Raw genomic sequence first — 3,880 nt, forward strand, 5'->3', positions numbered from 1 at the left:
GGCGTGGCTCCAGTTCGGCGCGGCCGGTCCGTGGCGGCTGCCGCTCGATGGCGATGCGCTGTCGCCGTCGGCCTCGCCCGAGGTGAAGCCGAACGCGGAGACCTGGCTCGACTTCACCGATCTCGTCTTCATCGATCCCGTCAGCACCGGCTACAGTCGCTTCGTTGCGAGCGGGGACGATGCGCGCAAGTCGTTCTACTCCGTCGACGGCGACGTCAACGCGATCGCGCTCGTGATCCGCCGCTGGCTCGAGAAGCACGACCGGCTGACCTCGCCGAAATACGTCGCGGGCGAGAGCTATGGCGGCATTCGAGGGCCGAAGGTGGTGCACCAGTTGCAGCTCCAGCACGGTGTCGGCGTCAGGGGCTTGATCCTGGTGTCGCCGCTGCTCGATTTCCGCGAGTTCACCGGCACCAGCCTCCTGCAATATGTCGCGACGCTGCCGAGCTATGTGGCGGTGGCGCGCGAAGTCAAAGGGCCGGTCAAGCGCGCCGATCTCGCCGATGTCGAGGCTTACGCGCGCGGCGAATTCCTGGCCGACCTCGTCAAGGGCGAGGCTGACAAGGAGGCCACCAATCGTCTTGCCGACAAGGTCGCCGAGCTCACCGGCATCGACCAGGCGGTGAGCCGCAGGCTCGCCGGCCGCTTCGACGTCGGTGAATTCCGCCGCGAGTTCGACCGCAAGAACGGCAAGGTGACGGGCCGCTACGATGCCTCCGTGCGCGGCTTCGATCCCTATCCGGATTCGAGCAGCTCGCGGTTCGGCGACCCCTCAGGCGATGCGCTGCAGGCGCCGCTGACGAGCGCTGCGGTCGACGTGCTCTCACGCAAGCTGAACTGGCGGCCGGACGGCTCCTACGAGGTCCTGAACGGCACTGTGGAAGGTCACTGGGATTTCGGCCGCGGCATCAACCCGCCGCAATCGGTGTCCGAGCTGCGCCAGATCCTCGCTACCGATGCGAAGCTGAACGTGCTGGTCGCGCACGGCCTGTTCGACCTTGCCACGCCCTATTTCGGAACGAAGCGGGCGCTCGATCAGATGCCGGCCTTCGCGACGCAGCGCGTGAAGTTCGTCGTCTATCCCGGCGGGCACATGTTCTATTCGCAGGGCGGCTCGCGGCAGGCGTTTCGCAGCGAGGTCGAGGCGCTCATTCGGGAGTAGGCCGCCGCTTGCGCGGCGGATACCGGCGTGCGATCTCGCGCGCCACGACTTTTTCCGGCTTCACATTGGCGCCCGCGATCCAGATGTCGCTGATCCTGCCGCGCTTGTCGCGGACCCGTCGCACCGGCTCGCCATGGCTGGAATAGCCGGCAGCCCAGGCGAGCTTGCCGGTGTCGCGGCCGGTGACCTCGATCTCGGCGGCATCCATGAACGGATTGACGAATTGCGGATTGGCGACCAGCACGCGGTTGCCGGCGGGGACGAGGTCGGTCGCGCCCCAGATCGTCCACCAGCGCCCAGTCCAGTCGCGCACGCGCCTGTCCGGCGCGCCGCGCGTCTGGAACACGCGCAGGATCTGCATCGCGCCATCCATCCAGAACGGCGCCGCGCCGTCGATGGAGTTGCTGAGGATGCTGATCGTGAGCTCGCAAGCGGGGATGGAGCAGGTCCGCGAGATGTAGCCCTGGAAACCGCCGCTATGGCCGAACCAGTCCCAGCCGTCGGTCTTGCCGGCGTTAACGCCCAAGCCGTAGTGGGCCTCCAAGCTCTGCGGGATGCGCCAATGGTGCCGCGTCATCTCGCGGCGGCTTGCGACCGACAGCACGCTCCTTTTGGCATTGGGTGCGAGCTGCGCGAAGAAGCGGGCGGTGTCGCCGGCGGTCGCAACGAAGCCTGCGGCCGACGCCATCGCGTGCGCTTGATTGTCACCGGGGATCACGCAGCGCTCGCCTAACGGTAGCTTTCGCGTGTGGCCTCGCGCGAACGGCGCGCCCTTGGGAAGCGGTGAGTCCGGCTCGGTCTCGCGCAGGCCCGCGGGCTCGATGATCTCGCGCTTGATCCAGACGGAATAGGGCTCCTTCGTCACGGCCTCGATGAGGAGGCCGATCAGGCCAAAGCCATGATTGGAATATTTGAAACGGGTACCGGCCTCGATCGCGGCCGGCAGCTTCAATTCCGCGAGCAACTCCTTCGTGTCGAGATAGGGACGGCGATCGATGAACTGGCCGGAATCGGCGCCGTCGCGCGTCAGCCCCGCGCTGTGCGACAGCACCTGCGCGATCGTCGTCTCGCCGACGCGCGGATGCAGGCCGCCGACATGTTGGCCGATCGTGTCGTCGAGCCGGAGCTTGCGCTGCTCGCGCAGCTTCATGATGCCGGCCGAAGTGAAGCTCTTGGAATGCGAGGCGATCCGGAAGCGGTGGCGCGGGGTGAGCTTCTCGCCGATGTCGAGATTGGCAAGGCCGAACGCATGCTCGGCGACGATTTCGCCGCGATGGGCAAAGGCGACGATGACGCCGGGCTGCTGGATTGTCGTCAGCTGGAATTCGATCCAGGAGCCGATGTAGTCGATCGCGGATCGCAGCCAATTGTCCATTGCACACCAATTTGCGAGGGGGAGGTTGGTGCGAGAGGCTAGCCGAGAAAGCGGAACGGGCACAACCGCAAGGTTGTGCCCGTTCGTTTCATGCGAAGATGCGATGTCTTCAGTAGACCAGCGTCGCGCCGGTCGGCTTGTCGAGCGCCGCGGCAAGCGAGCGATACTCGGAGCTGTCGGTGCCGGCGAGCGAGGCGATCTTGTTCAGATGATACTGCGCCTGTTCGCGGTTGCCCTGCTCGAGCTGCCAGAGGCCGTAATACTGCCAGGTGCGGACGTGGTTGGGATCGTCCTTCAGTGCCAGCTCGTAATAGACCTTCGACGACTGATAGTCGCCGAGCTTGCGATAGGAGTAGCCGATCAGATTGGCGACGTCGGCGACGTCGTCGCGCTTCAGCGACTTCAACTGGCCGATCGCTCCGCTGTAATCGTGGTTGTCGTAGATCGCAGTGTAAGCGGTGCGATAGGCGGCGAGGAATTTGGGATCGCTGACGGACGAGCTCTTCTTCTTGCCCTTCTTGGTCGAGGAGTCCGACTTCGGAGGCGACGAGGGCTCGTCACTGCCGGCGGCATAGGCGCTGGACAGTACCGGTGCGGCCGCCAGCGACATGGCGACCAGTCCCGGCACGACAAGCATTGAGAGTTTGCGCATCTAAATTCTCCCGTATGGAACGTGGCGATCCTACACGATTGCCCAAAGACCGGAACACCCGTCCGGCAAAAACATTCCCGCTTCGCAAGACCTTGGCCGCTCGGCTGCAGATGACAAACTTGTCATCGAGATGAACGGAAGCCTGCAATCGGCTTCAGACTGGGTTCAGCGCCTCGCCGCTAGGCTCCGACCTACGATCCAAGGGTAGGCGAGAGGGCGCCGCCTGGAGATCCTTCCAAGAGGAGACCACCATGCTGAAGACCATTTCCGCAGCCTTGCTCGCAGCCTCCGTGATCGCAGCCCCGGCCTTCGCCGCCGAGACCGGCAAGACCACCACGACCGCCCCGGTGATCAAGGCGGACCAGAGCCAGACCAAGGCCTCGACCACCGCCGCGAAACCCGAGGCTGGCGTCAAGGCCGACGCCAAGGCTGTCGACGTCAAGCCTGGCGACGTCAAGGTGGATGCCAAGTCGAAGGCGATGAACGCCAACGCGGCCGTGCCGTCGGACGAGCACAAGACGGTGCGCACGCATCGCCATCACCACAAGCATCTGTCGGCCAAGAAGTCGCACAAGGCGCAGCCGGATCTGACCAAGCCGGCGACCACCGAGAAGCGCAGCTAACGACTGATCCTGCGCGGCGGCTTCCAAGGATTGCCCCGCCGCCGCGACAGGGCGTCAGGCCCGGCCCG

At 65.4% G+C, this 3,880-nt stretch carries 4 protein-coding genes; 2 read left to right on the forward strand and 2 right to left on the reverse strand.

Annotated elements, in window-relative coordinates; translation table 11 throughout:
- Window positions 1-1,162: S10 family peptidase (locus MOV74_RS33225; RefSeq protein WP_246931219.1), on the forward strand; the 1,162-nt coding region annotated here is incomplete at its 5' end.
- Here MOV74_RS33225 and MOV74_RS33230 read toward each other — a convergent pair.
- Together MOV74_RS33230 and MOV74_RS33235 are read right to left on the reverse strand one after the other, a co-directional pair.
- Window positions 1,149-2,537, reverse strand: a complete 1,389-nt coding sequence (locus MOV74_RS33230; protein ID WP_246931220.1) for a serine hydrolase — start codon at window positions 2,535-2,537, stop codon at window positions 1,149-1,151. The genes MOV74_RS33225 and MOV74_RS33230 overlap by 14 nt on opposite strands.
- 109 nt (window positions 2,538-2,646) lie before the next feature.
- Window positions 2,647-3,189 (reverse strand): tetratricopeptide repeat protein, encoded by a 543-nt coding sequence (locus tag MOV74_RS33235; RefSeq protein WP_246931221.1) that lies wholly within the window; start codon window positions 3,187-3,189, stop codon window positions 2,647-2,649.
- Between the two features lie 251 nt (window positions 3,190-3,440).
- Here MOV74_RS33235 and MOV74_RS33240 point away from each other — a divergent pair, with 251 nt between their 5' ends.
- Complete coding sequence (locus MOV74_RS33240) at window positions 3,441-3,812, forward strand: His-rich protein BRANT (RefSeq protein WP_246931222.1); 372 nt, start codon at window positions 3,441-3,443, stop codon at window positions 3,810-3,812.
- Window positions 3,813-3,880 lie beyond the last annotated feature (68 nt).

Origin of the sequence: Bradyrhizobium sp. SHOUNA76 (assembly GCF_023006445.1) — a bacterium.
In the GTDB taxonomy this organism is placed as follows: domain Bacteria; phylum Pseudomonadota; class Alphaproteobacteria; order Rhizobiales; family Xanthobacteraceae; genus Bradyrhizobium.

Bases quoted from the DNA above. Each gene is read 5' to 3' on its own strand.
- MOV74_RS33235 (WP_246931221.1), bottom strand. From the start codon at position 3,189: ATGCGCAAACTCTCAATGCTTGTCGTGCCGGGACTGGTCGCCATGTCG.
- MOV74_RS33240 (WP_246931222.1), top strand. From the start codon at position 3,441: ATGCTGAAGACCATTTCCGCAGCCTTGCTCGCAGCCTCCGTGATCGCA.
- MOV74_RS33230 (WP_246931220.1), bottom strand. From the start codon at position 2,537: ATGGACAATTGGCTGCGATCCGCGATCGACTACATCGGCTCCTGGATC.